General features: G+C 57.6%; 27 protein-coding genes. 13 read left to right on the top strand and 14 right to left on the bottom strand.

Annotated elements, in window-relative coordinates; all coding sequences use genetic code 11:
* Positions 1-46 precede the first annotated feature (46 nt).
* From fabG to yceD, 6 genes are all read right to left on the bottom strand, one after another.
* Positions 47-781 carry a 3-oxoacyl-ACP reductase FabG gene (fabG, locus tag RTE01_RS03890; protein ID WP_041144966.1) on the bottom strand — a complete coding sequence of 245 codons (735 nt, stop codon included), beginning with the start codon at positions 779-781 and terminating at the stop codon, positions 47-49.
* Positions 782-793: 12 nt separating this feature from the next.
* Complete coding sequence (fabD, locus tag RTE01_RS03885; protein ID WP_041144965.1) at positions 794-1,723, bottom strand: ACP S-malonyltransferase; 930 nt, start codon at positions 1,721-1,723, stop codon at positions 794-796.
* A 15-nt stretch (positions 1,724-1,738) separates the two neighbouring features.
* Positions 1,739-2,692: a beta-ketoacyl-ACP synthase III gene (locus RTE01_RS03880; RefSeq protein ID WP_134525548.1), complete on the bottom strand. Its 954-nt coding sequence runs from the start codon at positions 2,690-2,692 to the stop codon at positions 1,739-1,741.
* 54 nt (positions 2,693-2,746) lie between these two features.
* Positions 2,747-3,844, bottom strand: coding sequence for a phosphate acyltransferase PlsX (gene plsX, locus RTE01_RS03875; RefSeq protein ID WP_206110955.1), 1,098 nt, complete (start codon positions 3,842-3,844; stop codon positions 2,747-2,749).
* Between the two features lie 150 nt (positions 3,845-3,994).
* Complete coding sequence (rpmF, locus tag RTE01_RS03870; RefSeq protein WP_071844907.1) at positions 3,995-4,168, bottom strand: 50S ribosomal protein L32; 174 nt, start codon at positions 4,166-4,168, stop codon at positions 3,995-3,997.
* Positions 4,169-4,184: 16 nt separating this feature from the next.
* Entirely contained in the window at positions 4,185-4,706 is a 522-nt protein-coding gene (gene yceD / locus RTE01_RS03865) for a 23S rRNA accumulation protein YceD (protein ID WP_041144962.1), read from the bottom strand.
* 141 nt (positions 4,707-4,847) lie between these two features.
* Here yceD and RTE01_RS03860 point away from each other — a divergent pair, with 141 nt between their 5' ends.
* Positions 4,848-5,432, top strand: a complete 585-nt coding sequence (locus tag RTE01_RS03860) for a Maf family protein (protein ID WP_041144961.1) — start codon at positions 4,848-4,850, stop codon at positions 5,430-5,432.
* 85 nt (positions 5,433-5,517) lie between these two features.
* Here the strand turns inward: RTE01_RS03860 and rluC are convergent, their stop codons facing one another.
* Positions 5,518-6,471 (bottom strand): 23S rRNA pseudouridine(955/2504/2580) synthase RluC, encoded by a 954-nt coding sequence (gene rluC, locus RTE01_RS03855; protein WP_166646121.1) that lies wholly within the window; start codon positions 6,469-6,471, stop codon positions 5,518-5,520.
* Positions 6,472-7,293: 822 nt separating this feature from the next.
* Between rluC and rne the strand changes: the two genes are divergently transcribed.
* The gene (gene rne / locus RTE01_RS03850) at positions 7,294-10,674 is read left to right on the top strand and encodes a ribonuclease E (RefSeq protein ID WP_134525546.1); all 3,381 of its coding nucleotides are present in this window, start codon (positions 7,294-7,296) and stop codon (positions 10,672-10,674) included.
* A gap of 40 nt (positions 10,675-10,714) precedes the next feature.
* Here rne and RTE01_RS03845 read toward each other — a convergent pair whose 3' ends face one another.
* Entirely contained in the window at positions 10,715-11,743 is a 1,029-nt protein-coding gene (locus RTE01_RS03845; RefSeq protein ID WP_166793720.1) for a LysR family transcriptional regulator, read from the bottom strand.
* A 16-nt stretch (positions 11,744-11,759) separates the two neighbouring features.
* On the opposite strand from RTE01_RS03845, the gene RTE01_RS03840 reads away from it, so the two are divergent.
* On the top strand, positions 11,760-12,974 hold the full coding sequence (locus RTE01_RS03840; RefSeq protein ID WP_134525544.1) for an MFS transporter: 1,215 nt from the start codon (positions 11,760-11,762) through the stop codon (positions 12,972-12,974).
* A gap of 52 nt (positions 12,975-13,026) precedes the next feature.
* Here the strand turns inward: RTE01_RS03840 and murJ are convergent, their stop codons facing one another.
* The 4 genes from murJ to rimJ all read right to left on the bottom strand — a co-directional run bounded on the left by murJ (position 13,027) and on the right by rimJ (position 16,841).
* Positions 13,027-14,562 (bottom strand): murein biosynthesis integral membrane protein MurJ, encoded by a 1,536-nt coding sequence (murJ, locus tag RTE01_RS03835; RefSeq protein ID WP_041144957.1) that lies wholly within the window; start codon positions 14,560-14,562, stop codon positions 13,027-13,029.
* A gap of 111 nt (positions 14,563-14,673) precedes the next feature.
* Positions 14,674-15,597, bottom strand: coding sequence for a Gfo/Idh/MocA family protein (locus tag RTE01_RS03830; protein WP_134525542.1), 924 nt, complete (start codon positions 15,595-15,597; stop codon positions 14,674-14,676).
* A 2-nt stretch (positions 15,598-15,599) separates the two neighbouring features.
* Positions 15,600-16,247, bottom strand: coding sequence for a YceH family protein (locus tag RTE01_RS03825; protein ID WP_041144955.1), 648 nt, complete (start codon positions 16,245-16,247; stop codon positions 15,600-15,602).
* Between the two features lie 9 nt (positions 16,248-16,256).
* Positions 16,257-16,841: a ribosomal protein S5-alanine N-acetyltransferase gene (gene rimJ / locus RTE01_RS03820; RefSeq protein ID WP_041144954.1), complete on the bottom strand. Its 585-nt coding sequence runs from the start codon at positions 16,839-16,841 to the stop codon at positions 16,257-16,259.
* Between the two features lie 229 nt (positions 16,842-17,070).
* Here rimJ and mdtH point away from each other — a divergent pair, with 229 nt between their 5' ends.
* The 7 genes from mdtH (at position 17,071) to RTE01_RS03785 (ending at position 22,525) form a co-directional block, all read left to right on the top strand.
* Entirely contained in the window at positions 17,071-18,279 is a 1,209-nt protein-coding gene (gene mdtH / locus RTE01_RS03815) for a multidrug efflux MFS transporter MdtH (protein WP_041144953.1), read from the top strand.
* Between the two features lie 113 nt (positions 18,280-18,392).
* Entirely contained in the window at positions 18,393-18,953 is a 561-nt protein-coding gene (locus RTE01_RS03810) for a lipoprotein (RefSeq protein WP_041144952.1), read from the top strand.
* Between the two features lie 122 nt (positions 18,954-19,075).
* Entirely contained in the window at positions 19,076-20,122 is a 1,047-nt protein-coding gene (pyrC, locus tag RTE01_RS03805) for a dihydroorotase (protein ID WP_141334705.1), read from the top strand.
* A 71-nt stretch (positions 20,123-20,193) separates the two neighbouring features.
* Positions 20,194-20,445 carry a DNA damage-inducible protein I gene (dinI, locus tag RTE01_RS03800; protein WP_041144950.1) on the top strand — a complete coding sequence of 84 codons (252 nt, stop codon included), beginning with the start codon at positions 20,194-20,196 and terminating at the stop codon, positions 20,443-20,445.
* Positions 20,446-20,836: 391 nt separating this feature from the next.
* Positions 20,837-21,091, top strand: a complete 255-nt coding sequence (gene bssS / locus RTE01_RS03795; RefSeq protein ID WP_041144949.1) for a biofilm formation regulator BssS — start codon at positions 20,837-20,839, stop codon at positions 21,089-21,091.
* 125 nt (positions 21,092-21,216) lie between these two features.
* Positions 21,217-22,335, top strand: a complete 1,119-nt coding sequence (solA, locus tag RTE01_RS03790) for an N-methyl-L-tryptophan oxidase (protein ID WP_041144948.1) — start codon at positions 21,217-21,219, stop codon at positions 22,333-22,335.
* Positions 22,336-22,411: 76 nt separating this feature from the next.
* Positions 22,412-22,525: a DUF2770 family protein gene (locus tag RTE01_RS03785; RefSeq protein ID WP_071844905.1), complete on the top strand. Its 114-nt coding sequence runs from the start codon at positions 22,412-22,414 to the stop codon at positions 22,523-22,525.
* Here RTE01_RS03785 and trhO read toward each other — a convergent pair.
* Entirely contained in the window at positions 22,511-23,575 is a 1,065-nt protein-coding gene (gene trhO / locus RTE01_RS03780) for an oxygen-dependent tRNA uridine(34) hydroxylase TrhO (protein ID WP_041144947.1), read from the bottom strand. The genes RTE01_RS03785 and trhO overlap by 15 nt on opposite strands.
* Before the next feature lie 210 nt (positions 23,576-23,785).
* On the opposite strand from trhO, the gene RTE01_RS03775 reads away from it, so the two are divergent.
* The 3 genes from RTE01_RS03775 (at position 23,786) to RTE01_RS03765 (ending at position 26,586) form a co-directional block, all read left to right on the top strand.
* A complete protein-coding gene (locus RTE01_RS03775) occupies positions 23,786-24,709 on the top strand; it encodes a Kdo(2)-lipid IV(A) acyltransferase (RefSeq protein ID WP_134525540.1) in 924 nt (307 codons plus the stop codon).
* Between the two features lie 148 nt (positions 24,710-24,857).
* The gene (gene mdtG, locus RTE01_RS03770) at positions 24,858-26,108 is read left to right on the top strand and encodes a multidrug efflux MFS transporter MdtG (protein WP_141334703.1); all 1,251 of its coding nucleotides are present in this window, start codon (positions 24,858-24,860) and stop codon (positions 26,106-26,108) included.
* A 91-nt stretch (positions 26,109-26,199) separates the two neighbouring features.
* Positions 26,200-26,586: a MysB family protein gene (locus RTE01_RS03765; RefSeq protein ID WP_041144944.1), complete on the top strand. Its 387-nt coding sequence runs from the start codon at positions 26,200-26,202 to the stop codon at positions 26,584-26,586.
* Here RTE01_RS03765 and RTE01_RS03760 read toward each other — a convergent pair whose 3' ends face one another.
* Positions 26,587-26,814 carry a YceK/YidQ family lipoprotein gene (locus RTE01_RS03760; protein WP_041144943.1) on the bottom strand — a complete coding sequence of 76 codons (228 nt, stop codon included), beginning with the start codon at positions 26,812-26,814 and terminating at the stop codon, positions 26,587-26,589.
* Positions 26,815-26,823: the final 9 nt, after the last annotated feature.

Raw genomic sequence — 26,823 nt, 5'->3', positions numbered from 1 at the left:
AACCGCACAGACTGCGCGGTTCCTGAACGTTTTGCACAAAACTCGGTCAGACCATATACATTCCGCCGTTGACGTGCAGGGTTTCACCAGAGATGTAACCCGCTTCGTCAGAAGCTAAAAACGCAACCGCACTGGCGATTTCTTTTGCATCGCCGAGGCGACCCGCCGGAACTTGCGCCAGAATACCCGCACGCTGATCGTCAGATAGCGCACGCGTCATGTCCGTTTCAATAAAGCCCGGAGCAACAACGTTAACCGTAATACCGCGGGACGCGACTTCACGTGCCAGCGACTTACTAAAACCGATCAGACCCGCTTTCGCCGCAGCGTAGTTAGCCTGACCAGCATTTCCCATGGTACCGACCACAGAACCGATAGTAATAATGCGGCCATGACGCTTTTTCATCATAGCGCGCATTACTGCTTTTGACAGACGGAAAACTGATGACAGATTGGTTTCGATAATATCGTTCCACTCGTCATCTTTCATCCGCATTAACAGGTTATCACGAGTAATACCGGCATTATTAACCAGGATATCAACTTCACCAAACTCTGCGCGAATATTTCCCAGAACAGATTCGATAGATGCCGGGTCGGTCACATTCAGCAGCAGACCTTTACCGTTAGCACCTAAATAGTCGCTGATCGCCTGCGCACCGCTCTCGCTGGTGGCAGTACCGATAACCTTCGCGCCACGGGCGACGAGCGTTTCAGCGATTGCACGGCCAATCCCGCGACTTGCACCGGTAACCAGCGCGATTTTTCCTTCAAAACTCATGATATTCCTCTTTTATTGCTCAAGCGCCGCAGACAGCGCTGCAGGCTCGTTAAGCGCGGAAGCGGTCAGGGTGTCAACAATACGTTTAGTCAGGCCGGTGAGGACTTTACCCGGGCCCACTTCATACAGATGTTCTACGCCCTGAGAGGCCATAAACTCGACGCTTTTGGTCCACTGAACCGGGCTGTAAAGCTGGCGGATCAGCGCGTCGCGAATCGCGTCAGGCGCGGTTTCGCACTTCACATCAACGTTGTTCACCACCGCAATAGCCGGGGTGTTAAAGGTAATTTTTTGCAGCTCAACCGCCAGCTTTTCCGCCGCAGGTTTCATCAGCGCGCAGTGGGACGGGACGCTTACCGGCAGCGGCAGCGCGCGTTTGGCGCCGGCAGCTTTACAGGCGGCGCCAGCGCGTTCTACGGCTTCTTTGTTGCCCGCGATAACCACCTGACCCGGGGAGTTGAAGTTGACCGGTGAAACCACCTGGCCTTCGGCAGACTCTTCGCAGGCTTTGGCAATTGAGGCATCGTCGAGGCCAATGATGGCCGACATAGCGCCGGTACCTTCCGGTACCGCTTCCTGCATGAATTTGCCACGCATCTCAACCAGACGCACGGCGTCGGTGAAGTCGATAACCCCGCTGCAAACCAGCGCGGAGTATTCGCCAAGGCTATGGCCTGCCAGCAGAGCCGGCGCTTTGCCGCCCTGCTGTTGCCACGCGCGATACAGCGCCACGGAGGCGGTCAGCAGCGCGGGCTGGGTCTGCCAGGTTTTATTCAGTTCTTCTGCCGGGCCCTGCTGGGCAAGCGCCCACAGATCGTAACCCAACGCCGCGGAGGCTTCACGGAAAGTCTCTTCAATCACCGGATAAGCTGCTGCCATCTCTGACAACATGCCTACCGCCTGCGAGCCCTGTCCCGGGAACACAAAAGCAAATTGCGTCATCTCTAAATCCTTATACTAAAAACGAACCAGCGCGGAACCCCAGGTGAAACCGCCACCAAAGGCTTCCAGCAGAATCAGCTGACCGCGCTGAATGCGGCCATCGCGCACCGCTTCGTCCAGCGCGCAGGGGACGGAGGCGGCGGAGGTATTGCCGTGACGATCGAGCGTCACCACCACGTTGTCCATCGACATCCCGAGCTTTCTCGCCGTCGCGCTGATGATACGCAGGTTGGCCTGGTGCGGGACCAGCCAATCGAGCGCGCAGCGTTCAAGATTGTTCGCCGCCAGCGTTTCGTCAACGATATGCGCCAGCTCGGTCACGGCCACTTTAAAGACTTCGTTACCCGCCATCGTCAGATAGATCGGATTTTCCGGATCGACGCGATCGGCGTTCGGCAGCGTTAACAGCTCGCCGTAGCGGCCGTCGGCGTGCAGATGGGTCGAGATAATGCCCGGCTCGGTTGACGCGCCCAGCACAACGGCGCCCGCGCCGTCGCCAAAAATAATGATCGTCCCGCGATCGGTTGGATCGCAGGTACGCGCCAGAACGTCAGCGCCAATAACCAGCGCGTAGTCTACCGCACCATTTTTGACATACTGGTCGGCGATGCTCAGGGCGTAGGTGAAGCCAGCACAGGCCGCGGCAACGTCAAACGCCGGGCAGCCGTTAATGCCCAGCATAGACTGAATCTGACAGGCCGAGCTCGGGAACGCGTGGGTGCCGGAGGTGGTCGCAACAATAATCAGACCAATTTGCTCCGGCTTAACGCCCGCCATCTCCAGCGCATTTTTTGCAGCTTCAAAACCCAGCGTAGCAACGGTCTCATTCGGCGCGGCAATACGACGTTCACGGATACCCGTACGGGTGACAATCCACTCGTCAGACGTATCTACCATTTTTTCCAGGTCGGCGTTAGTACGCACTTGCTCAGGCAGATAACTGCCGGTACCAATAATCTTCGTATACATGTACGCTCAGTCACTCTTGGGTAACATACCCGCCTTGTTCAAACCGCTGGGGCGTCAATCCTGCTCGTTCGTCCCACTTTGCTGTCGGGAGTTCCCGTTTCTGCCGCCCCCCGGCAGTTCAAAGCCTGCTGGGTATAAAGATTCCAGGCGAGCGGCGATCCGTTGAGGTATCTGCCGCTGCACCGCCTGCACTGCCTGCTCTATTGCAACGCTAAAGGCGCGCTGATTGGCAGCACCATGACTCTTAATCACGGAACCGCGCAATCCTAACAGACAGGCGCCATTATACTGGTCGGGGTTGAGGTGACTGAATCGCCTTGCGAGGCTTTTTTGTAACCAACGTTTCAATAACAGCAGCCACCACGACCGTTTTTTGCCCTCTCCCTGCGATTTCAGCAGCGAAAGAAACATTCTGACAACACCTTCCATAGTTTTTAATGTGACGTTGCCCGTGAATCCATCACAAACCAGAACATCGGTTTTGCCCGTCAATAGTTCATTGGCTTCAAGATAGCCTATATAGTTGAGAGACGGCAGCGTTTTCAAAACCGCCGCGGCGTCGCGAATGCTGCTGAGGCCCTTCATTTCTTCTTCGCCAATATTCAGCAGCGCGACGCGGGGATTTTCAATACCGACAACTTCTTCCGCCAGTACCGCCCCCATCACCGCAAACTGGACCAGCATGGTGCTGTCGCAGTCGACGTTGGCGCCAAGATCCAGCACCACCGTTTTCCCCTTCTGCTGGTGCGGCAGCACCGTCACCAGCGCCGGGCGCTCAATTCCCTCAATGGGCTTGAGCAATAGTTTTGCCAGCCCCATCAGCGCGCCGGTATTGCCCGCGCTGACGCAGGCCTCTGCCCGCCCCTCTTTCACCAGCTCGAGCGCCATGCGCATTGAGCTTCCGCGGCTGCTGCGAATCGCCTGCGCGGGTCGCGCATCACTGGCAATAACTGACTGCGCAGGGATAACCTGCAGACGTGAACGTTGTTCGAAATCAGCTTTGGCAAGTAATGGCGTGATGGCGTCGGGGTCGCCGACTAAAAGAAGTGTGAGTTGCGAATTAGAGATCAGTGCCTGCAGTGCTGCAGGCACCGTCACGGAGGGACCAAAATCGCCCCCCATGACATCTAACGCCAGGGTTAGACGTGTCAAGGTATCGTCGCTGCCCGGTTCGGTTATTCCCCAGTTACCTGGGGAAATCCTCACTAAGCTTCACCACGCTTATACTCGTTGTCCTTCACGCTGCAGCACCGTTAACTGCGCGGGCTTCATACAGCACGAAGTTCATAGAGTATCGCGTGATTACTTAGTGATAACCTTGCGACCGCGGTAGAAACCGTCGGCAGTCATGTGGTGACGCAGGTGTTTCTCACCAGAAGTTTTGTCTACAGACAGGCTGGTGACTGCGGTCAGAGCGTCATGGGAACGACGCATGCCACGTTTGGAACGGGTTGGTTTATTCTGTTGTACGGCCATGGACCTTACTCCTCAATTACTTATTCTTTAAGCTGGCTAATACGGCAAATGGGTTTGGCTTCTGTGCCTCTGCAGGCAGTTCACCAAAAACCATGTCCGCGTCGGACACTTCACAGTGTTCAGAATCATGCACCGGAACTACAGGCAAGGAGAGAATAATTTCATCCTCAACCAACGCTTGCAGATCGATTTCACCGAATTCGTTAACCTCAATCGGCTCATACGCTTCCGGCAGTGCTTCGGCCTGTTCGTCATTTCTGACCGGGCTGAAACAATACGTTGTGTGGACATGACGAGGGAACGGTTTCCCGCAACGCTGACATTCGAGGGTTACTGACACCGTCGCATCGCCGGTTATAACGGCAAGACGCTGGTTATCAATAGCGAACGACATGCTGCATTCCACATCGGTGTCCACGCTGACTACAGAATCGGCCACACGTGCTACCTGATCGCGAGCATAAATGCCCTGGTAATCAAGGCGTTTTTGAGCCGTGCGAACCGGGTCAAGAGTCAGGGGTAATTTTACTTTTTGCATAGGGCGCGCATATTAACTTTGTAATGTCATAGAGTCAAAGAAAAAGGCAGCCTCAGGTTGCCTTTTGCCATTTATTCGCACACATTGCGGCCCATAGTTTAAAATGATGCTCTTCGAAGCGCTATATGTGGATGAAAAAATATGTCTGAGCTTATCCTGGCGTCGACCTCGCCCTGGCGGCGCATGCTGCTGGAAAAACTGTCCGTGCCGTTTGAGTGCGCGGCGCCTGAGGTCGATGAAACGTCTCACCCCGGCGAGTCCGCTCGCCAGCTGGTCGTGCGTCTGGCGCAGGCTAAGGCGCAGGCTCTCGCCGCGCGCTACCCGCAGCATCTCATTATAGGCTCCGATCAGGTTTGCGTCCTTGACGGCGAAATCACCGGTAAACCGCATAGCGAAGCGAACGCCCGCCTGCAGTTAAGAAAAGCCAGCGGCACCATCGTGACGTTTTACACCGGGCTGGCGCTCTACAACTCGGCGAACGGCCAGTTGCAAACCGAATGCGAGCCCTTTGACGTTCACTTTCGCCATTTAAGCGACCGGGAGATAGAGACCTACGTGCGTAAAGAGAACCCGCTGCAGTGCGCCGGGAGCTTTAAAAGCGAAGGGCTGGGGATCACGCTTTTCGAGCGCTTAGAAGGCCGGGACCCCAATACGCTGGTCGGCCTGCCGCTGATTGCGCTTTGTCAGATGCTGCGCAGAGAAGGCTATAACCCGCTACTCGCCTGAAGCGCGGATCCCCGTTCTGAGCATCACCGCTGCGGGCTTATCGGCCCGCGCGGTGAAAGCGGCGGAGAGTGCATCCGCCGTTCCGTTACTTCTTGTCGCGTAGCACCTGCAGGCAGCGCTTCAGCTGGCCGTCCAGCGGCGCTTCAACGCGCATCACCTCACCCGTGCCCGGGTGGGTAAACTTCAGCGCCGCGGCGTGCAGGAACAGGCGATTGAGGCCGGTTCCCGTTAGCTGCTTATCAAATTCCCGATCGCCGTAACGATCGTCAAACGCGATCGGGTGCCCGGCATACTGCGTGTGCACGCGAATCTGATGGGTTCGACCGGTCACCGGGCTGCAGCGCACCAGCGTGGCGTCGGTAAAGCGCTCTTCTACCTTAAAGCGGGTTTCCGACGGCTTGCCTTCCTGATTCACGCGCACGATACGCTCGCCGCTTTGCAGGATGTTTTTCAGCAGCGGCGCCTGTACCACTTTGGTATGCGACTGCCACTGCCCGCGCACCAGCGCCAGATAATCCTTTTGCATCCCCTTCTCGCGCAGCTGCTCATGCAGCGAACGCAGCGCGGAACGCTTCTTCGCCACCAGCAGCACGCCGGAGGTATCGCGGTCAAGACGGTGCACCAGCTCAAGGAAGCGCGCCTCAGGACGCAGCGCACGCAGGCCCTCAATCACGCCAAAGCTCAGACCGCTGCCGCCGTGAACCGCGGTACCGGAAGGCTTGTTGAGCACCAGGATATGATCGTCTTCATACAGAATCACGTCCGCCAGGGCCGCGACTTTTTGCAGATGCGGGGAGACCGCGTCTTCCTCACGCTCGGCTACGCGGACCGGCGGAATACGGATCTCGTCGCCCGCTTCCAGCTTGTACTCAGGCTTGACGCGTTTTTTGTTTACCCGCACCTCGCCCTTACGCAGGATGCGATAAATCATGCTCTTCGGTACGCCCTTAAGCTGCGTACGCAAAAAGTTATCGATGCGTTGCCCCGCTTCATCAGCGGTAATGGCAACCATTTTTACGGTTGGGGTCTCAGTTTTCATGGTGCGCGATTCTAAATAGCCCGACGCATTAGCGCCACTCATTTTTATATGCTTATATTTATCATTATCCGGTTTTCATCGTATGGGTCATCGTCGTTTTGTTTGTTATTAGAACAATCTGTATACGCAGGTGATAAAACTGTGAGTAACCGGGTGATAAAAGGTAAAAGTCAACTTGCTATAACAAGCTTAGCAATGGAATAATGATGCCGTTTTCCGTGTTGAATCTTGTTAGAACAAGAGATTAGCGGAATGACCCATTTTGTCTGACCGATCATCAACGCAGCAATGGCGTAAGACGTATTGATCTTTCAGACAGTTAGCGGGCTGCGGGTTGCAGTCCTTACCGGTACAGGCTCTATGGATTTCACGTCGCAGGAAGGCGTCGACTCCGGGTATCCCCGGGAGCTCATGATAATCGCATGATTGTGATGAGCAGGTTAAGCCAACACGCCTGCAACGTGAAAGACGATAGAATATACGCAAAATTATTCGAGATGCGTCATGGCAGCAAGAGAGTGAATCCCCGGCAACCTGCATCGCCAGGTAACAGGGATGAACGAGCGCAGCCAGTGCAAAAGCAGCTCGATGCATGAAGTGTATAAATGGAATCTTCTCTGGTGATACATCCCAGGCAATTCCCCTGACAATTGCGCTGTGTTTCCGTTTGAAATGCAGGCGACCGACACTCTGCGCCTCTTAAGCGCGCGACAACCGTGAGGTTGGCGACGTGAAACAGACACGAGGCCATCGGTTTCCCCCGGCAAGGCGTTACTCTGCCCGCAGCTTAGTCGTCAATGTAAGAATAATGAGTAAGTTACGATGAAAAGAATGTTAATCAACGCAACTCAGCAGGAAGAGTTGCGCGTCGCCCTTGTTGATGGGCAGCGCCTGTACGACCTGGATATCGAAAGCCCCGGGCACGAACAGAAAAAAGCGAACATCTACAAAGGCAAAATCACCCGTATTGAACCTAGCCTGGAGGCCGCATTTGTTGATTACGGCGCCGAGCGTCATGGTTTCCTCCCTCTTAAAGAAATTGCCCGCGAATACTTCCCAGCCAGCTACAACGCTCACGGCCGTCCTAACATTAAGGATGTGCTGCGTGAAGGTCAGGAAGTTATTGTCCAGATTGATAAAGAAGAACGTGGCAACAAAGGCGCCGCGCTCACCACCTTTATCAGCCTGGCAGGCAGCTATCTGGTACTGATGCCGAATAACCCGCGCGCTGGCGGTATTTCTCGCCGCATCGAGGGTGACGATCGCACCGAGCTGAAAGAAGCGCTGGCCAGCCTCGAGCTGCCGGACGGTATGGGGCTAATTGTACGCACCGCGGGCGTCGGCAAATCTGCCGAAGCGCTGCAGTGGGACCTTAGCTTCCGCCTGAAGCACTGGGAAGCTATCCAGAAAGCCGCAGAAAGCCGCCCGGCGCCGTTCCTGATTCACCAGGAAAGCAACGTCATCGTGCGCGCGTTCCGCGACTACCTGCGTCAGGATATCGGTGAAATTCTTATCGATAACCCGAAAGTGCTTGAGCTGGCTCGCCAGCACATCGCCGCGCTGGGTCGCCCGGACTTCAGCAGCAAAATTAAGCTCTACACCGGTGAAATCCCGCTGTTCAGCCACTACCAAATCGAATCGCAGATCGAATCCGCTTTCCAGCGTGAAGTTCGTCTGCCGTCCGGCGGCTCTATCGTTATCGATAGCACCGAGGCGTTGACCGCGATCGATATCAACTCCGCACGCGCAACCCGCGGCGGCGATATCGAAGAAACCGCCTTCAACACTAACCTTGAAGCATCCGATGAGATTGCCCGCCAGCTGCGTCTGCGCGACCTCGGCGGTCTTATCGTTATCGACTTTATCGATATGACCCCGGTACGCCACCAGCGCGCGGTAGAAAACCGCCTGCGCGAAGCCGTACGTCAGGATCGCGCGCGCATCCAGATCAGCCATATTTCTCGCTTTGGCCTGCTCGAAATGTCGCGTCAGCGCCTGAGCCCATCGCTCGGCGAATCCAGCCATCACGTCTGCCCGCGCTGTAGCGGCACCGGCACCGTGCGCGATAACGAATCCCTGTCGCTCTCCATTCTGCGTCTGATTGAAGAAGAAGCGCTGAAGGAGAACACCCAGGAAGTTCACGCGATCGTTCCTGTGCCAATCGCGTCCTATCTGCTGAACGAAAAACGTGCGGCGGTAAGCGCTATCGAAACACGTCAGGGCGACGTGCGCGTTATCATCGTGCCGAACGATCAGATGGAAACCCCGCACTATTCCGTGCTGCGCGTGCGCAAAGGCGAAGAGACCTCTACCCTGAGCTATCTGCTGCCGAAGCTGCATGAAGAAGAGATGGCGCTGCCAGCTGATGAAGAACCGGCGGAACGTAAACGTCCGGAACAGCCGGCACTGGCAACCTTCGTCATGCCGGACGCTCCGCCTGCGCCGGCATATGAAGAGCCTGAAGCCGTCGCCGTAGCCGCCAGCGCACCGACAGCGGCCGTGGCCTCAGCGCCGGCCCAGCCGGGCCTGATCTCTCGCTTCTTTGGCGCCTTGAAAAATATCTTCTCTGGTACGGAAGAAGCCAAACCGGCTGAAGTCCAGGAAGAGAAGAAAGTCGAAGAGAAGCCGGAACGCCAGCAGGAACGTCGTAAACCGCGTACCAATAATCGCCGCGATCGTAACGATCGTCGTGACAACCGCGAAGGCCGTGATAGTCGCGATAACCGTGAAAATCGTGATAACCGCGAGAATCGTGACAACCGCGACAACCGTGCCGAGCGCGATAACCGTGTAGAGCGTGCTGACCGCGATAACCGCAGCGAAAACGGCGAAGGCCGTGAGTCTCGTGAATCCCGCGAGGAGAACCGTCGTAACCGTCGTGAGAAGCAGCAGCAGAACGTCGAGCTGCGCGAACCTCGCCAGGCCACCGGCGACGAAGCGGAAAAAGCGAAATCCCGTGACGAGCAGCAGCCGCGCCGTGAACGTAACCGTCGTCGTAATAATGACGATAAGCGTCAGGCACCGCTGGAAGCCGTTGCCGTTAAGGTACAGGATGAGCCGGTTGTTCTGCAGGAAGCTGAGCTGGAAGAACGCGTTCAGAACATGCCGCGTCGTAAACCTCGCCAGCTGGCCCACAAGGTTCGCATCGAATCTGCGGTAGCGGAAGTCGCCGTAGAAGCAGCTGAAGCCGTAGTTGAGAAAGCGCAGCCAGACGTTGTTGTGGCTCCGCGTACTGAACTGGCGAAAGTTGACCTGCCTGCGGTGGTTGAGACTCACGTTGAGCACGAAGAGAGCAACGAATCCCGTGATGCTAACGGTATGCCGCGCCGCTCCCGTCGTTCGCCGCGCCATCTGCGCGTGAGCGGTCAGCGTCGTCGTCGTTACCGTGACGAGCGTTATCCGACCCAATCACCGATGCCGCTGACCGTAGCCTGCGCGTCGCCGGAAATGGCTTCAGGTAAAATCTGGATCCGTTACCCGGTAGCCCGCCCGAACGACCAGCAGCAGGAAGAGCCGCAGGTTCAGGCTTTTGTTGCCGAAACCGTCGCGCCAGCTGTCGTTGCCGAGCCGGCTATTGCCGAGCAGATCGTTAGCGAACCGGCCGTTGCGGAAGTCATCGCACCGGTCGCGGCTGACGTCGCTGCCAGCGAAGCCGAAGCGCCGGAAGCGGCTGCGCAGGTTATCGCCAGCGAACAGCAGGCGGCGCCTGAGGAAGTCGTTGCTGAGACCGTCGCAGAAGCCGCAGCTGAAGCTGAAGTTGAGGTTAAAGCTGAAGCTATCGCTGAGCCGGTTATCACTGCTGAGCCTGTCATCGCCGCTGAGTCTGCAGCCGTAGACGAAGAAGCCGTGGTTGAGCAGCCGGCTGCCGAGCCTGAAACCGCCGTCGTTGACGCCGAGCCTGCAGTCCAGGCAGAAGCGCCAGTTGAAGTGGAAGAAGCTGTGGCACCGCAGGTCGTTGACCAGGCGCCGGCCCCTGTTGCCGCGGTAGCACCCGCTCCCGTCGCTGCAGCGGTTATCGATACTGACCGCCACGCTACCGCGCCGATGACCCGCGCACCGGCTCCGGCTTACGAACCGGAAGCACCGCGTCGCAGCGACTGGGTTCGCCCGTCGTTCGCGTTCGACGGCAAAGGTTCTGCCGGCGGTCATAGCGCAACTCATCAGGCTACGGCGGAACCAACCCGTCCACAGTCCGTCGAGTAAGCGTTAAGTCTAAAAAAACCGGCCTCTGGCCGGTTTTTTTTTATTCCCCTTCCGGGCGCTGCATACCCGCCACCTGCGGCATAACCTCGCGCATCAGGTCGAGAAACTTGCGTAAACGGGTCGGATAGTACCGCGCCCACGGATAGACCAGGTGGACCGGCAGCGAAGAGGCTCGCCACTGCGGGAACGGCTCGACCAGCCGCCCGGCGGCGATATCCTCCACCACCGCCCAGCTTGAAACGATAGCCACTCCCAATCCCGCCAGCGCGGTATTGCGCGCCACGTACACGCTGTCGGTGCTCAGGCACGGCACGATGCCGAAGACCTGCTGCTGACTTTGCTCCTGATGGAATAATTTCACCTCATGCTGATAAAAGGTGCTGATCGCTACCCACGGCAGCTGCGACAGCTGCTGGGGCGTTTCTAATGCCGGGTAGCGCGCCAGCAGCGAGGGAGAGGCAACCACGCTGCGCGGTACTTCAGCCAGCAGCACCGATACCGTCTCCGGATCGACTTCGGCCCCGACGCGTATCGCACAATCGATATTATCGCTGAGAAAATCGACGTTTTTGTCATTGAGCATCCACTCTACGGCGAGCTGAGGATAGCGCTGCAGAAAGCTGACCAGCGGCTCCAGCAGCTGCTGCTGACCAAACGCGTGCGGCGCACGTACCCGCAGCACGCCGACGGGTCGGTCATCGGCAATGCTCAGGTCGTCCTCCAGCGCCAGCCACGCATCAACCACCCGACGTGCATGCTGATAGCAGCGCTCGCCGTCGTCGGTCAGCTTCATCGCATGGGTGGTGCGCAGAATAAGCTTGCTGCCCAGCAGCCCCTCCAGCGACTGCAGGCGCCGGCTCACCGTCGCCTGAGTCGTGGTCATCTGCAGCGCAGCGGCAGAAAGCGAGCCGGCTTCGACGATTCGAATAAAAGTGCGCATCAGTTCAATTCGGTCTATACGTTCCTGCCGTTTCATATTTACCATGCCTATACGTTTAGCGTATAACCGTTTTACCACCACGCTATCTACCGCGCCAGCCGGATTCAGGGAAAAATAGCGCCATCGCATCTACGAGGGCTTTATCATGGCACCGACAACACTATCCCCCCGCGAAGCCGGCTGGATTATCTTCATACTCGCACTTGGCGCAGGTTTTAGCGTCGCCTCTATTTACTACGCGCAGCCGCTGCTGCCGCTGATGGGTGCCAATCTGCATCTTAGCGTCGAAGGCATGGGGCTGGTTCCTACCCTGACTCAGGCGGGCTACGCGCTGGGCATTCTGTTTCTTCTGCCGCTGGGCGATCGTCATGACCGCCGTACGCTAATTTTGATTAAAAGCGCGGCGCTGGCCGTGCTCCTGCTGCTGTGTAGCCTGACGGGGCAGCTCACTTCCCTGCTGATTGTCAGCCTGCTTATCGGTATGGCGGCGACGATGGCCCAGGACATCGTGCCGGCGGCCGCAATCCTCGCCCCGGCGGGAAAACAGGGGAAAATGGTCGGCACCGTCATGACCGGCCTGCTGCTGGGGATCCTGCTCTCAAGAACGGTGAGCGGCGTGGTCGGCGCGCTATTTGGCTGGCGGGTGATGTATCAGGCGGCGGCGGTGAGCATCGCACTGATTGGCCTGCTGATGTGGCGGGTGGTGCCGCGGTTTGAAATTCACTCCGCGCTGAGCTATCCGCAGCTTATGAAGTCGATGGCGCATCTGTGGCAGCGCTACCCCGCTCTGCGCCGCGCCGCGCTGGCGCAGGGGTTCCTCTCCGTCGCCTTCAGCGCCTTCTGGTCAACGCTGGCGGTCATGCTGCTCGAACGCTATCAGATGGGCAGCGCCGTTGCCGGTGGATTCGGCATCGCCGGGGCCGCGGGCGCGCTCGCCGCACCGCTGGCCGGTGGCCTGGCGGATAAGTATGGCGCCGGGAAGGTCACCCAGCTGGGTGCCGCGCTGGTTACCCTCTCTTTTGCCCTGATGTTCCTGATGCCGGTCCTGCCGCCTCACGGCCAGCTGGTACTGATCGCCATCGCGGCTATCGGCTTCGACCTTGGCCTGCAGTCAAGCCTCGTGGCGCACCAGAACCTCGTCTACGGCCTGGAGCCGCAGGCCCGCGGCAGGCTGAACGCCCTGCTGTTCACCGGGGTCTTTATTGGTATGTCGCTCGGCTCCGTGCTCGGCAGCAAGCTGTACGTGATAGCCGGCTGGAACGGCGTGGTGATTCTGGCCGTCGCCGCGGGCGCAATCGCCCTTGCAATTCGCCTGCTGGAAAACGCACGGATCGCGGCGCTGCAGCGCGCAGAAGAATAAAAAAACCCGCTCCGCGCTGCGGAGCGGGTCTGTTTCTACCCGGCGTTTAGCTTCAGGCCGTGCGTCGGGCAAACTCTTTCACCCTAAAGCCCAGCAGCAGCAGGCTGGCAAAATAGGCCACCACGCCAACCCCCACCACCGCCATCAGGCGCAGCAGACGGAACGGCATGGTCCCCTGGGACCACTCCGGCATGATATACATCATCCCGAGCAGCGCCGCAGACATCACCAGCACCGCAATCACCAGACGCAGCAGGAAGGTAAACCAGCCCGGCTGCGGAGTGAATATTTTTTGCTTACGCAGCTGCCAGTAGAGCAGCGCGGCGTTGAGGCAGGCGGCAAGCCCGATAGAGAGCGACAGGCCGGCATGCTTCAGCGGGCCGATAAAGATCAGGTTCATCACCTGGGTCATAATCAGGGTGACGATGGCGATTTTAACCGGCGTTTTAATATCCTGGCGCGAGTAGAACCCCGGCGCCAGGACCTTGACGACGATGAGCCCCATCAGGCCGACCGAATAGGCCACCAGCGCGCGCTGGGTCATCGCCGCATCAAAGGCGCTAAACTTGCCGTACTGGAACAGGGCTACCGTCAGCGGCTTCGCGAGGATCCCCAGCGCCACCGCGCTCGGCAGGGCCAGCAGGAAGCACAGGCGCAGCCCCCAGTCCATCAAACGGCAGTACTCATCATGATTGCCGCTGGCAAAGCTTTTCGACAGCGACGGCAGCAGGATGGTCCCCAGCGCCACGCCCAGCACGCCGGAGGGAAACTCCATCAGGCGATCGGCGTAGTACATCCAGGAGACCGACCCGGAAACGAGGAAAGAGGCGAATATGGTGTTGATAATCAGTGAGATCTGGCTGACGGATACGCCGAGGATCGCCGGCCCCATCTGTTTTACTACCCGCACCGCACCGGCGTCTTTCAGGCTGATACGCGGCAGCACCAGCATGCCGATTTTTTTCAGATGCGGCAGCTGATACGCCAGCTGCAGCACGCCGCCGACGGTGACCGCCCACGCCATTGCCAGCATCGGTGGGTGGAAATACGGTGCCGCAAATAGCGCAAAGCCAATCATGCTGACGTTAAGAAAAGTCGGCGCAAAGGCAGGGACCGAAAAACGGTTCCAGGTGTTAAGGATCGCGCCAGCTAACGAGGCCAGCGAGATAAGCAAAATATAGGGAAAAGTGATGCGCAGCAGCTGGGTCGTCAGCGCAAATTTATCCGGGGAGTCGGCAAACCCTGGCGCGGTCACGGTGATGACCCACGGCGCGGCCAGCATGCCGAGCACGGTGACTACCGCCAGAACCAGCGTCAGCAGGCCTGAAACATAGGAGACAAATACGCGGGTGGCGTCTTCGCCCTGTTTGCTTTTATATTCCGCCAGTATCGGTACAAACGCCTGAGAAAACGCGCCTTCGGCAAAAATGCGCCGCAGCAGATTCGGTAATTTGAACGCCACAAAAAAGGCGTCCGTCGCCATGCCGGCACCAAAAATACGCGCGACGATGGCGTCTCGCGCAAAGCCCAGCACGCGCGAAAACATGGTCATCGAACTGACTGCCGCCAGTGATTTTAAAAGGTTCATTGAGGTGTTTTCCACAACCCTGAAGTAAAACGCCCGCAATGGCGGGCGCTGGAAAGTGGCGATAGTCTACCGGGTTCGTCATGAATTACTACTGCCAGATGTTACAACGAATTATTCGCTCATCGCCTCGCGCCACAGCTTTTCAACGATGCGCTGGGCCAGCAGCGCCTGTTCGCCAGCGGTTTCGGGAACCGTCTGATTTTGCACGCATTCGATAAAATGACGCGCGCAGCCGACAAAGCCGCGCTGCTCGAGGGTGGTTTGCCAGCCGGGAACCGGACGCTGAACCACGCCCTGACCGCGCTCTTCGTGCCACTCGCGCATATCGCGAACCTCATACAGGCCGCCGTCGGTAACCGCCTGCACCCACTCCCGCTGGCTGCCGGCGCGCCGGTGCATGCTGGTGGTCACCTCCAGCTGCGACGAGCTGAAGTGGTGCTCAGCATAGAGCATTTCGCCCTGGGCGGTGGTTTGCAGCAAACCGCCGCTGAGACGCGCCTTCCCGCCGGCCAGCCACAGCGCGGTATCGACCACATGCAGGTAGTCATCAAGCAGCGTAAAGCGCAGATCGTGACCGACGCTGTCGCTGCGATGCTTATCCATACGCAGCGAGGCGGCATCGTCCAGATGCGCTTTCAGCTCGCGATAGAGCGGCGCAAAGCGACGGTTAAATCCGACCATCAGCGTTAGCCCACGGCGGGCGGCCAGCTCGACCAGGGATTCGGCATCGCTGAGCTTATCCGCCAGCGGCTTATCCACGCAGACATGCACCCCGGCGCCAAGCAGCCGGCTGACGACCTCAAAATGCGAGGCCGTTGAGGTATGGACAAAGACCGCATCGCACTGCGCCGCCAGCTGCTCCAGAGAGTCAGCGTAGGGTATACGCCAGGTTTCGCAGACGCGCAGCGCCTTCTCTTTCCCCGGAGACCAGGCCGCCTGCAGCGTCCAGCCGTCCGCGGCGCCTAACACCGGGAGCCAGGCCTTCTGCGCAATGCCGCCCAGTCCCACCACTCCAACGCGTAGTTTCGCCGTCACGATTAATCCCCCAGATGAGCCAGCAGCGAGGCCAGCCGCTCTTTAAGTTCCGCCACTTCGGCCTCCAGCACCTCAACCCGGGTCTGGAGATCGTCTCCCGCCGGCGATACCGCTTCTACCGCCGTAATCAGCGAGTCCATATCATCGCAGAACAGATGCATGTAGCGGCATTCGCGCTTCCCCGGCTCGCGAGGCAGACGCGCGACAAAGGGGCCATCCTCGCGGCCTGCCAGCGTCTCGAGCACGCCTTCGATTTCCGCCATATCGCTAAATTCGTACATTCTTTGCGCCCGGCTGCGCAGCTCGCCCGGCGTCTGCGCGCCGCGCAGCAGCAGCGTCGTGACCACCGCGACCTCCGCCGGGGTCAGCTTCAGATCGCCGAACTCGGAGTTGCAAAAGCGCTGTTCGTATTTGGTCACCCGATTGCCAAACCCGCTCACCGTGCGCAGGAAATGGCGCTTAACTAACGTATCCAGCAGGTCCTGGATATCGCTTTCGCTGAGCGACATCACCGGCTCGCGGTTGGTTTTCTGGTTGCAGGCGGTCACCACCGCGTTAACCGATAGAGGATACTGCTCCGGCGTCGTGACCTGTTTCTCCAGCAGGCAGCCAATAACGCGCGCTTCGTGCGCGGTTAACTGATATTTCATGCTCTCTCCTTAGCGACCCGGGATCCAGTCCGGTGTCGTCAACGCCGTCAATACGTGGTCACGCCACTGGCCATCGATTAGCAGATAATCTTTGGCGTAACCCTCTTTTTCAAAGCCAAGACGCGCCAGCAAATCGCCGCTGCGCTGGTTGTGCGGCATATAGTTGGCCATGATGCGATGGATATGCTGCGTGCGCTGCATATAGCGAATCGCCGAAGTCAGCGCTTCAAACATCAGGCCCTGCCCCTGCCACTTCTCGCCGATGGAGTAGCCGAGGTAGCAGGCATGAAACGACCCGCGCACCACGTTCGAAAAATTCGCCACGCCGACTATCTCTTTTTCTTGCGGATCGAGGAGCGCAAAGTAGAACGCCGATCCCTGCTTATGAAACTCCGAAATCATCGACAAGCGCGCCTGCCAGCCGGAGGGGTAGCAGTGGCTGTCATCGCGCACCGGCTCCCAGGGTTTTAAGAACCCTTTATTCTCCGCGTAGTAGTCGGCCAGACGCCAGGCGTCACGATCGTGGACCAGCCGCGTCACCAGCCTGTCCGTCGTCAAACGCACCTTTGGTACGTTACTGCGGTAGCCAAACATTCCCCTCTCCTGTTCCCCTGACTTATTACCCTGCTCCCTTCACTATACCTGTCCTGAACGACGGTGTGAAAACAGCAACATACCATTTTCTGCACCATCTCCCCTTTTCGATGAATAGCCTCTATCAAACTTGCTTTTTGATAAAAAAATATTGTCGCAGGTACGCTGGGAAACGCCCGCTCTTCCCCGCACACTAGAAAGGCTAATCTCTATTTTCCCAGGAGGGGAAATGTCCCGCGTATCGCAGGCAAGGAGCCTGGGTAAATACTTCCTGTTGGTCGACAATATGCTGGTCGTTCTCGGCTTTTTTGTCGTCTTCCCGCTGATTTCCATTCGCTTTGTTGACCAGATGGGCTGGGCCGCGCTGATGGTCGGGATCGCCCTCGGCCTGCGCCAGCTGGTTCAGCAGGGTCTGGGGATTTTTGGCGGCGCGGTTGCCGACCGCTTCGGCGCCAAGCCGATGATCGTCACCGGTATGCTGATGCGCGCGGGCGGCTTTGCCGCGATGGCGGTGGCCCACGAGCCGTGGGTACTCTGGCTATCCTGCATTCTCTCTGGCCTCGGCGGGACGCTGTTTGACCCGCCGCGCGCGGCGCTGGTCGTTAAGCTGGTGCGTCCGCATCAGCGCGGCCGCTTCTTTTCGATTCTGATGATGCAGGACAGCGCCGGCGCGGTCATCGGCGCCCTGCTCGGCAGCTGGTTGTTACAGTACGATTTCCGCCTCGTCTGCAGCGTCGGCGCGGCGCTGTTCGTCGCCTGCGCCGGCTTTAACGCCTGGTATCTCCCGGCGTGGAAGCTGTCGACGGTGAAAACGCCGGTGCGCGAGGGGCTGGGGCGCGTGCTGCGCGACAGGCGCTTCGTGACCTATGTCCTGACGCTAACCGGCTATTACATGCTGGCGGTGCAGGTCATGCTGATGCTGCCGATTATGGTCAACGACATCGCCGGTTCCCCTGCCGCCGTCAAATGGATGTATGCCATTGAAGCGGCTATCTCCCTGACGCTGCTCTACCCGATTGCCCGCTGGAGTGAAAAGCGCTATCGGCTGGAGCATCGGCTGATGGCCGGCCTGCTGGTCATGACGCTGGCCATGCTGCCGATCGGCTTAACCAGCAACCTGCAGCAGCTGTTTACGCTGATTTGCATTTTCTATATGGGGTCGATCATCGCCGAGCCGGCGCGTGAAACCCTGGGTGCATCGCTGGCCGACGCCCGCGCGCGCGGCAGCTATATGGGCTTTAGTCGACTGGGGCTGGCCTTTGGTGGGGCCTTCGGCTACGCCGGCGGCGGGTGGCTATTTGACGCCGGTAAAGCGGTCAATCAGCCGGAGCTGCCGTGGCTGATGCTGGGTATTATCGGCTTCATTACCTTTATCGCCCTATGGTGGCAATTCAGCGCCAGGCGTTCGGCCTCCGGCATGCTGGAGCCACGAACCTGATTCGCTGCGTCATGCCGGGCTGATTTTCAGCATTTTCCGCTAGCGCCTGTGGTGCTGGCAGGCCATGCTGCTTTGTGTCAGGATGAGTCCATGGCATTACGTTAAGGAACCCAATGAAAAAGATGTTTATCGTGGCCGCGCTTATCGTGAGCGGCCTCCTGAGCGGCTGTAATCAGCTTACGCAGTATTCGGTAAGCGAACAGGAAATTAATCAGGCGCTGCAGAAACGTAATCACTTCGCCAAGGATATCGGCCTGCCGGGCGTGGCGGATGCGCATATTGAACTGCACAATTTAACCAGTGCGATTGGTCGCGAGGAGCCGAATAAGGTGACTTTGAGCGGCGTTGCCAGCCTGGATCTCAATTCGCTGTTCGGTAATCAAAAAGCCACGATTGACCTTAAGCTGAAAGCGCTGCCGGTATTCAACAAGGAAAAAGGAGCGATCTTCCTGCAGGAGATGGAAGTCGTCGATGCGAAAGTCGCGCCGGAGAAGCTGCAGTCGGTCGTGCAGACGCTGATCCCCTACCTGAATCAATCCCTGCGCAGCTATTTTAACCAGCAGCCCGCCTACGTTCTGCGCGAAGACGCCAGCACCGGCGAAGCGCTGGCGAAAAAGTACGCGAAAGGTATAGAGGTCAAGCCGGGTGAGATAATCATCCCCTTCACCAATTAACATCACGGGCGCCAGGCGCCCGTTTTTTTACGGAAGTTGATGCAAAGGAAAACGTTTACGCTTATCCTTTGTGCCCGGTGAAAAACAGCCCTGATGACTGAACCTATTAGCCGGAGCCTTCCATGACAGCACAACCCCAGGTACTGAAAATCCGTCGCCCTGACGACTGGCACATCCATCTGCGCGATGACGATATGCTGGAAACCGTCGTGCCTTACACCAGCGAGTTTTACGGTCGGGCGATCGTGATGCCGAATCTGGCGCCGCCTGTCACCACCGTTGAAGCCGCCGTCGCCTATCGCCAGCGGATCCTTAACGCCGTGCCCGCCGGGCATGACTTTACCCCTCTGATGACCTGCTACCTCACCGATACGCTCGACCCAGCCGAGCTGGCGCGCGGATTTGAGGCCGGCGTTTTCACCGCGGCTAAACTCTACCCGGCCAATGCCACCACTAACTCCAGCCACGGCGTGACCAGCATCGATGCCATTATGCCGGTGCTTGAGCGCATGGAAAAACTCGGCATGCCGCTGCTGGTCCACGGCGAAGTCACGCATGCGGAAATCGATATTTTCGATCGCGAAGCGCGCTTTATCGAGACGGTCATGGAGCCGCTGCGCCAGCGCCTGCCGGGCCTGAAGGTGGTGTTCGAACATATCACCACCAAAGACGCCGCAGAGTACGTTCGCGATGGTAACGAGCTGCTGGCCGCCACCATTACGCCGCAGCATCTGATGTTTAACCGTAACCACATGCTGGTTGGCGGTATTCGTCCGCACCTTTACTGCCTGCCGATCCTCAAACGTAATATTCACCAGCAGGCGCTGCGCGAGCTGGTCGCCAGCGGCTTTACGCGCGCGTTTCTCGGCACCGACTCCGCGCCGCACGCCCGTCATCGTAAGGAAGCCAGCTGCGGATGCGCCGGCTGCTTTAATGCGCCGACCGCGCTGGGCAGCTACGCGACGGTGTTTGAAGAGATAAATGCGCTGCAGCACTTCGAGGCGTTTTGCTCGCTTAACGGCCCGCGCTTCTACGGCCTGCCGGTCAACGAGACCTTTGTTGAGCTGGTGCGCGAAGAGAGCGTTGTGGCAGAGAGCATCGCGCTGCCTGGCGACACGCTGGTCCCCTTCCTGGCCGGTGAAACCGTGCGCTGGACGATGAAAAAATAAAACGCAGCCCTCTGTTGTAAATACGCAAATGATACTGTATAAATAAACAGTATATTACACAGGGGGCTATCATGCGCATCGAAGTGTCTATCGCCAAAACTACCGCCTTACCGAGCGGCGCTTTAGAAGCGCTGAATAATGAACTCTCCCGACGTATCGATCAGCAGTTCCCGGCCAAACCAAGCCAGGTAACCGTACGCTTCGCCACCGCTAACAATCTTTCTGTTATTGGTGGCCTTAAAGAAGATAAAGACCGGATAAGCGAAATCCTGCAAGAAACCTGGGAAAGCGCTGATGACTGGTTTATCCACGACGTACCCTGAGTCATTCGAGTTGTATGCAGACGGCGGTGCAAAATACCTCAGGTCGTTCATCGAGGTTTTTGCCTGCTCCAGGCTCATGCAGCTCGAAATCTGACCGGTACAGCAAATTAATTTGCTCCCTCATTGTGCTTCTTTTGCCGGGTCGCCCCGGCTTTTTTATTCCCTCTTCCTGAATACTCAGACTTTTCTTTAATTTCCTGATTATTTCCTTACAAAATAACGTACAGCGGGACAAAATTTGCGCAAAAAAGCGGCAAAAAGAGAAAAGCTCGCCCCGCGCGCGTTAATTTCTCGAGTTTATTCTTAACACCTGATATAATTAACTTGCTTCAAAAAATATGCATTAAACCTCGAGAATTGTTGTCTTTTAACATATGAATAAGGGGTTATGATGGAAAAGAATAATGAAGTCATCCAGACCCATCCCCTCGTCGGATGGGACATCAGCACCGTAGATAGCTATGACGCGCTGATGTTGCGCCTGCACTACCAGAACCCCACTCATGAAAGCAGTAATGAAGCTGAAATTGGCCAGACTTTATGGCTGACGACGGACGTCGCACGTCAATTTATTTCTATTCTTGAAGCCGGTATTGCGAAGATTGAAGCAGGTGAATACCAGGTAAATGAGTACCGCAGACATTAGTGATTCTGCGGTCATCCATATACTCTAACTAAACGGGCACCGATTGGTGCCTGATTTATTTTCGGGCTTGTATAAGTGCGGGTTGTTAATTACCCTGCTAATAAAGCAAAAACCCGGAACATACCATGCAATACGACCTCATCATTATCGGCAGCGGCTCAACCGGCGCCGCCGCAGGCTATTACGCTCGTCGCGCAGGACTCAACGTTCTGATGATCGACGCCCACCAGCCTCCGCATCAGGAAGGCAGTCATCACGGCAATACGCGTCTTATTCGCCACGCCTATGGTGAAGGTGAACGATATGTCCCTCTGGTGCTGCGGGCGCAGCAGCTGTGGGATGAACTGGCGACCCTCAGCGGTGAAGCCGTTTTTGAGCGTACCGGGGTTATCAATCTTGGCCCGGCGGAGTCTGCGTTTCTCACCAACGTCATGAACAGCGCTCGTGAATTTGAGCTTAACGTCGAAGAGATGGACGCCCAGGCCATTATGGCCCGCTGGCCGGAGATTCGCGTGCCTGAGGGCTATCGCGGGGTTTTTGAGCCGGCATCAGGCGTCCTGCGCAGCGAGCTGGCCATTGAAACCTGGATTCGCCTGGCCCGTGAAGCGGGCTGCGCGCAGCTGTTCAACTGTCCGGTCACCGCTATCGACCATCACCAGGATGGCGTCACTATCGACACCGCGGATGGCCAGTACAGCGCGCAAAAGCTGCTGATCAGCGCCGGTACCTGGGTAACCCGCCTGCTGCCGGAATTGCCGGTTCAGCCGGTGCGCAAAATCTTTGCCTGGTTCCAGGCCGATGGCCGCTATAGCAGCAAAAACAACTTCCCGGCGTTTACCGGCGAGCTGCCCAACGGCGACCAGTTCTACGGCTTCCCGGCGGAAGATAATGAACTCAAGATAGGCAAGCACAACGGCGGGCAGCTTATCTCCAGTGCCCAGGAGCGCACGCCGTTTGGCAGCGTGGCAACGGACGGTTCGGAATCGTTCAGTTTCCTGCGCAACGTCCTGCCCGGCATCGGCGGCTGCCTGCACGGCGCATCCTGCACCTATGACAATACGCCGGATGAGGACTTCATTATCGATACGCTCCCCGGTCATCCGCAAACGCTGCTCATCAGCGGATTAAGCGGCCATGGCTTTAAATTTGCGCCGGTTTTGGGCGAAATCGCCGTCCAGTTTGCCCGCGGAGAATCGCCAGCGTTTGATCTGACCCCCTTCTCGCTGGCCCGCTTTCAGCAATAATGGCCCACCCGCGGTGCCGCCACTGCACCAATAAAAAAACGGCCTCATCGGAGGCCGTTTATCACTGAGAGATCCTATGCGTCGCCTGTATGACTTACTGATCAACAACGTCCGCGAGCACTTTATGATCTATCTCGCTCTGTGGCTGCTGCTGGCCATTATCGACCTCGTCTGGCTATGGTTTTTCTGACGTCTCAGGATCCGGGATCCCGAGCTTGGTATTCAGACGCCCGCGGGATTTATTGAAAATCTTATTCCCATTCTCACGCCCGGCCCGCAGCTGACGCTGCTCCTCTTCCGGCAGCTTATGCTCTTCCATACAGGATTCACTGCAGCATCCGGCAAACTTCTCCGCGCAGCTCGGACACTGGATAAACAGCAGATGGCAGCCGTCGTTCAGGCAGTTGGTGTGGCTATCGCAGGGCTCACCGCACTGATGACAGTGCGCGATGATGTCGTCAGAAATACGCTCGCCCATGCGCTCATCAAAAACAAAGTTTTTACCGATAAAACGCACCGGCAGACCCTGCTCGCGCGCGCGACGCGCATACTCAATGATGCCGCCTTCAATGTGCCAGACCTTGCTGAAGCCGTTGTGTTTCATCCACGCGCTGGCTTTTTCGCAGCGGATACCGCCGGTACAGTACATAACGATTTTTTTATCTTTATGCTCCTGCATCATCTCAACCGCCTTCGGCAGCTGATCGCGGAAGGTGTCGGCGGGAATTTCCAGCGCCTGTTCGAAATGCCCCACTTCGTATTCGTAATGGTTACGCATATCGATAAAGATCGCGTCGGGATCGTCCAGCATCGCGTTAACTTCCGCAGCCTTCAGGTAGTCACCGACGTCAGAGGCATCAAAGGTCTCGTCATCGATACCGTCGGCAACAATTCGGTCACGCACCTTCAGGCGCAGCACCCAGAATGATTTACCGTCGTCGTCGAGGGCGACGTTCATGCGCAGCCCTTCCAGCGCCGGGTTGAAGGCGTACAGATATTCGCGCAGGGCCTCAACGCGGCTTTGCGGGACGCTGATTTGCGCATTGATCCCTTCGTGGGCCAGGTAAATACGGCCAAACACGTTCAGCTTAGTCAGCGCAATCCACAGGGCGTCGCGCGTCGCTTTTGGGTCAACGATGGTGAAGTACTTATAGAAAGAGATCGTCGTGCGCGGCTCGCTCTCGGCCAACATCTGCGCTTTTAACGTCTCATTTGAAATGCGGTTATGTAACACTGGCATGGTGTACCTGCTCGACATAAAAATGAGTAAAACAAACGGCCGGCATCATATAGTAAAAAGGCATTAATTTACATCCATACATTTCACGCTACATTTTTTACCGCAACCTTCGCTCTGATTTAACAATAAATGCCAACCGGGCCGCTGGTTTTGGCTGAACCATAAAAAAATGCGATAATATAACGCGTTGCTTAATTAAACAGGTATGAGATGACCCATTTACCTAAATTTTCCGTGGCGTTGCTGCATCCGCGCTATTGGCTACTTTGGCCAGGAATCGGCCTGCTGTGGCTCGTTGTCCAGCTCCCCTATCCGCTGATTTATCGCCTGGGTACTGCCCTGGGTCGACTCGCGATGCGCCTGATGACCCGGCGCGCAAAAATTGCCTACCGTAACCTGGAGCTCTGCTTTCCCGAGAAGAGCGAGCAGGAACGTCGTCAGCTGATAAAACAAAATTTTGAATCCGTTGGCATGGGCCTGATGGAAACCGGTATGGCCTGGTTCTGGCCTGCGCGCCGCATTGCGCGCTGGACCGACTCTATCGGCGTCGAACATATCAGGGCCGTACAGGCACAAAAACGCGGCATTCTGCTGATCGGTATCCACTTCCTCACTCTCGAAATGGGCGCCCGCATGTTCGGGATGAATGAGCCAGGTATTGGCGTCTATCGCCCGAATGATAATCCGGTTATCGACTGGCTGCAGACGTGGGGACGACTGCGCTCCAACAAGGATATGATCGACCGTAAGGACCTGAAGGGCATGGTTCGGGCGCTGAAAAAAGGCGATGTTATCTGGTACGCGCCGGACCACGACTACGGCCCGGCCTCCAGCGTCTTCGTGCCTTTTTTCGCCGTCGAACAGGCCGCCACCACCTCCGGTACCTGGATGCTGGCAAAAATGTCGAAAGCCTGCATCGTTCCCTTCGTGCCGCGGCGTAAGCCCGACGGTAAAGGCTATGAGCTGATTATTCTGCCGCCGGAGTGCGATCCGCCGCTGGACGACCCACAGACGACCGCCCTGTGGATGAACCACATCGTCGAGAAGTGCATTCTGATGGCACCGGAGCAGTATATGTGGATGCATCGCCGCTTCAAATCGCGCCCACCCGGCGTTCCTTCGCGCTACGAATAGCCGCCGTTATTACGCACAAAGCCCCCGTTCGGGGGCCACGACCTTAGCATTAAAAGCCCTCCTCCGTTGCAGCAATCCTTTCTCAGGCGCATAATTAGCAGGCTCATATTTTCAACTTTTGACCTGCAGCGCAGGCCAGTGGGAACCTATGTCGTCTGCCGATCTACCTGTTAACTGGAAACGCAATCTTACCGTCACCTGGTTCGGCTGTTTTTTAACCGGCGCGGCGTTCAGCCTCGTGATGCCGTTCCTTCCGCTTTACGTTGAACAGCTCGGCGTAACGGGCCACGGCGCCCTCAATATGTGGTCGGGGCTGGTCTTCAGCATTACCTTTCTTTTCTCTGCCGTTGCCTCACCGTTCTGGGGCGGCCTGGCCGACCGAAAAGGTCGCAAAATCATGCTGCTCCGTTCCGCGCTCGGAATGGCTATCGTCATGGCGCTGATGGGGCTGGCGCAAAATATCTGGCAATTTCTGCTGCTGCGCGCGCTGCTGGGACTGTTAGGCGGGTTTATCCCGAACGCCAACGCCCTTATCGCCACCCAAATTCCTCGCCAGAAGAGCGGATGGGCGCTGGGTACGCTCTCCACCGGGGCGGTCAGCGGCGCCCTGCTTGGCCCGCTGGCCGGCGGTTTTCTCGCTGACCTGTGGGGCCTGCGCCCCGTCTTCTTTCTCACCGCCAGCGTCCTGTTTATCTGTTTCCTCCTGACGCTGTTCTTCATTCGCGAGCAGTTTGTGCCGGTGGCGAAAAAAGAGATGCTTAGCGCCAGAGACGTCTTCTCCTCCCTGAAAAGCCCAAAACTGGTACTCAGCCTGTTCGTCACTACCCTGATTATCCAGGTTGCGACCGGGTCGATTGCGCCGATCCTGACGCTGTACGTGCGGGATCTGAGCGGAGACATCAGCAATATTGCCTTTATCAGCGGGATGATCGCCTCCGTGCCCGGCGTGGCTGCCCTGATCAGCGCCCCGCGTCTCGGCCGGCTGGGAGATCGGATCGGGCCGGAAAAAATCCTCATCGTGGCGCTGATCCTCTCCGTTATGCTGCTTATTCCGATGTCATTCGTCCAGACCCCGCTGCAGCTGGGCATTTTGCGTTTCCTGCTCGGCGCCGCCGACGGTGCGCTGCTGCCGGCGGTGCAAACGCTGCTGGTGTACAACTCCACCAGCCAGGTCGCCGGCCGCATCTTCAGCTATAACCAGTCGTTTCGCGATATTGGCAACGTCACCGGCCCGCTCATCGGCGCCTCCGTCTCCGCCAACTATGGCTTCCGGGCGGTCTTTTTGGTCACCGCCTGCGTGGTGCTGTTCAACGCTATCTACTCGACCATCACCTTACGTCAGCCGCGAAGCAGCGAACCCTCTGACGGCCGGGGCTCCGGCGATCGTTCGGTAAATTAGGTCCGCAAAGCCTCCTTGCCCTTGACGCATCGCCCGCCGCCTTCTATAGATTGGATCGTGTCCATTTCTCATTCTTCTTAGGGGGTTAGCCATGCCAAAGGATTCCGTTTTCTATGCCACGCTCGAAGAAGCTATCGATGCAGCCCGCGAAGAGTACCTGGCCAATAATCCGGAGAGCGACGAGGAGAGCGCCAACGTCGAGCAGCTGAATATCCAGAAGTACGTCTTGCAGGATGGCGATATTGCCTGGCAGGCCGAGTTCTTTGCCGACGATGAGGGGGAAGGCGAGTGCCTGCCGATGCTCAGCGGCGAAGCGGCGCAGAGCGTTTTTGACGGCGACTACGACGAGATAGAGCTCCGCCAGGAGTGGCTGGAAGAGAATACGCTCCATGAATGGGACGAGGGTGAGTTTCAGCTTGAACCCTCACTGGATACGGAAGAGGGTCAGACGGCGGCCGATGAGTGGGACGAGCGCTAGCTAATTGTAGGGGCCGTGGCTCGCATCAAGCGGCAGCAGCAGCGTGTCGAACACCAGCGAAAAAGGCAGGTCGAGGATGGTGATATAGCGCCACGGCGAGTCGCGAACGTCCCACTGGACGCCGGGGTAATACTGATTGCCGTGCCCCTGCCCCGGCACCGTGCGGCTAATAATGCTGCCGCAACCGCTGAGTACCACGGTCATGACGATGACCAGCAAAATTCTCATCTGTAACCT

It is taken from the genome of Klebsiella terrigena (assembly GCF_006539725.1).
GTDB lineage: Bacteria > Pseudomonadota > Gammaproteobacteria > Enterobacterales > Enterobacteriaceae > Klebsiella > Klebsiella terrigena.
The sequence above is the reverse complement of the archived record's forward strand: the minus strand, read 5'-3'. Positions and strand labels throughout refer to the sequence as shown.

Bases quoted from the DNA above. Each gene is read 5' to 3' on its own strand.
- fabG (WP_041144966.1), bottom strand. From the start codon at position 781: ATGAGTTTTGAAGGAAAAATCGCGCTGGTTACCGGTGCAAGTCGCGGG.
- fabD (WP_041144965.1), bottom strand. From the start codon at position 1,723: ATGACGCAATTTGCTTTTGTGTTCCCGGGACAGGGCTCGCAGGCGGTA.
- RTE01_RS03880 (WP_134525548.1), bottom strand. From the start codon at position 2,692: ATGTATACGAAGATTATTGGTACCGGCAGTTATCTGCCTGAGCAAGTG.
- rpmF (WP_071844907.1), bottom strand. From the start codon at position 4,168: ATGGCCGTACAACAGAATAAACCAACCCGTTCCAAACGTGGCATGCGT.
- yceD (WP_041144962.1), bottom strand. From the start codon at position 4,706: ATGCAAAAAGTAAAATTACCCCTGACTCTTGACCCGGTTCGCACGGCT.
- RTE01_RS03860 (WP_041144961.1), top strand. From the start codon at position 4,848: ATGTCTGAGCTTATCCTGGCGTCGACCTCGCCCTGGCGGCGCATGCTG.
- rluC (WP_166646121.1), bottom strand. From the start codon at position 6,471: ATGAAAACTGAGACCCCAACCGTAAAAATGGTTGCCATTACCGCTGAT.
- rne (WP_134525546.1), top strand. From the start codon at position 7,294: ATGAAAAGAATGTTAATCAACGCAACTCAGCAGGAAGAGTTGCGCGTC.
- RTE01_RS03845 (WP_166793720.1), bottom strand. From the start codon at position 11,743: ATGCGATGGCGCTATTTTTCCCTGAATCCGGCTGGCGCGGTAGATAGC.
- RTE01_RS03840 (WP_134525544.1), top strand. From the start codon at position 11,760: ATGGCACCGACAACACTATCCCCCCGCGAAGCCGGCTGGATTATCTTC.
- murJ (WP_041144957.1), bottom strand. From the start codon at position 14,562: ATGAACCTTTTAAAATCACTGGCGGCAGTCAGTTCGATGACCATGTTT.
- RTE01_RS03825 (WP_041144955.1), bottom strand. From the start codon at position 16,247: ATGAAATATCAGTTAACCGCGCACGAAGCGCGCGTTATTGGCTGCCTG.
- rimJ (WP_041144954.1), bottom strand. From the start codon at position 16,841: ATGTTTGGCTACCGCAGTAACGTACCAAAGGTGCGTTTGACGACGGAC.
- mdtH (WP_041144953.1), top strand. From the start codon at position 17,071: ATGTCCCGCGTATCGCAGGCAAGGAGCCTGGGTAAATACTTCCTGTTG.
- RTE01_RS03810 (WP_041144952.1), top strand. From the start codon at position 18,393: ATGAAAAAGATGTTTATCGTGGCCGCGCTTATCGTGAGCGGCCTCCTG.
- pyrC (WP_141334705.1), top strand. From the start codon at position 19,076: ATGACAGCACAACCCCAGGTACTGAAAATCCGTCGCCCTGACGACTGG.
- dinI (WP_041144950.1), top strand. From the start codon at position 20,194: ATGCGCATCGAAGTGTCTATCGCCAAAACTACCGCCTTACCGAGCGGC.
- bssS (WP_041144949.1), top strand. From the start codon at position 20,837: ATGGAAAAGAATAATGAAGTCATCCAGACCCATCCCCTCGTCGGATGG.
- solA (WP_041144948.1), top strand. From the start codon at position 21,217: ATGCAATACGACCTCATCATTATCGGCAGCGGCTCAACCGGCGCCGCC.
- RTE01_RS03785 (WP_071844905.1), top strand. From the start codon at position 22,412: ATGCGTCGCCTGTATGACTTACTGATCAACAACGTCCGCGAGCACTTT.
- trhO (WP_041144947.1), bottom strand. From the start codon at position 23,575: ATGCCAGTGTTACATAACCGCATTTCAAATGAGACGTTAAAAGCGCAG.
- RTE01_RS03775 (WP_134525540.1), top strand. From the start codon at position 23,786: ATGACCCATTTACCTAAATTTTCCGTGGCGTTGCTGCATCCGCGCTAT.
- mdtG (WP_141334703.1), top strand. From the start codon at position 24,858: ATGTCGTCTGCCGATCTACCTGTTAACTGGAAACGCAATCTTACCGTC.
- RTE01_RS03765 (WP_041144944.1), top strand. From the start codon at position 26,200: ATGCCAAAGGATTCCGTTTTCTATGCCACGCTCGAAGAAGCTATCGAT.
- RTE01_RS03760 (WP_041144943.1), bottom strand. From the start codon at position 26,814: ATGAGAATTTTGCTGGTCATCGTCATGACCGTGGTACTCAGCGGTTGC.